The following is a 1045-nucleotide window of genomic DNA, read 5'->3' on the forward strand; positions in this document are numbered from 1 at the left end:
TTCCTCGAGTGGTTGCCCGGCCGACGCAGAGAGCTGCGGAGTGTTCACACCATATCGGCGGAAATCACACCAGAAGACCGCCAGCGGCTGGAGAGAGCGAACCGAGCCATGATTTCTTTCCGCCGGGTGGACCTGGTCGATTACCAATCTTCCCGCCGAGGGGGAGAAGCAGAATCGCATTAAAGCCGCGTCTTTTCGGCTTCTTCCTCGATGGCCTTGACCTCTTCCGGTGTCAGTTCGCGCACACGGATGCTCTTGATTACCCCGGTCGAGCACCAGCTCGCAAAGCCGAACGGCTTGCACAGGTCCACCTCATAACGGGTGGAGATTTTGTTATCCCCGATGATGAAGTCCACCACTTTCTTTTCGTCCACCCAGACTTCGATTTTGGCCTTGGTCACCCGGACGCGGAACTTGTACCACTGATTGTCCTTGAAGACCATGAACTGGGTGGTTTCATTGTCCGAGGCATCGTTGAAATTGATCGAAGAAAGCCCGATCACCGAACCGCCCCAGCCGCCCGTGACGAAGCTGCAGAAGCTGTCACCGACAGGAAAAGTCACCGTGGCAAAAAAGTCGATTCCGTCCGTCCGTTTAGCGACGTATTCGACCTCGTAATTGATTTTGGGGAAATCACCTGCCCAGGCAATTCCGGTCATGGGGTCGCCGGTTTCCATCACGATGCACCCATTTTCCACCTTGACCTGCCCCTCTCCCCCAAACTTGGGCACTTTCCAACCGTTGAGCGTTTTACCGTCGAAAAGGTCACGCCATTCATAGCGCGAAGGCTTTTTCTCCGCGCTTTGTGCCGCCGATGCGGCTTCCCCGGCCGCCGATGCTTTCGAGATCCCCGCCCCGGCGCCACCGCTTTCTCCCGCATTCTCGGCCAAAAGAGTTCCCCCGTACGTCAAGGCGGTGCCGAGCACGACTATCATCATCCCATAGATCAGTTTGACAAAATGACTGAAATGCTTCTGCATGGTGGACGCCTCCTCAACTCGGTGCTACGGGAACCCTCCCAGAAGAACCGCAGAACGGCCTCGCC

General features: G+C 56.7%; 2 protein-coding genes. One reads left to right on the forward strand and one right to left on the reverse strand.

The window, feature by feature from the left end; translation table 11 throughout:
* On the forward strand, window positions 1-183 hold a 183-nt coding region (locus H5U08_RS18325), incomplete at its 5' end, for a hypothetical protein (RefSeq protein WP_297036456.1).
* Here H5U08_RS18325 and H5U08_RS18330 read toward each other — a convergent pair.
* The gene (locus H5U08_RS18330) at window positions 180-980 is read right to left on the reverse strand and encodes a DUF1080 domain-containing protein (protein WP_297036459.1); all 801 of its coding nucleotides are present in this window, start codon (window positions 978-980) and stop codon (window positions 180-182) included. The genes H5U08_RS18325 and H5U08_RS18330 overlap by 4 nt on opposite strands.
* Between the last annotated feature and the right edge of the window lie 65 nt (window positions 981-1045).

The sequence above is a fragment of the Thermogutta sp. genome (assembly GCF_014359955.1).
GTDB lineage: Bacteria > Planctomycetota > Planctomycetia > Pirellulales > Thermoguttaceae > Thermogutta.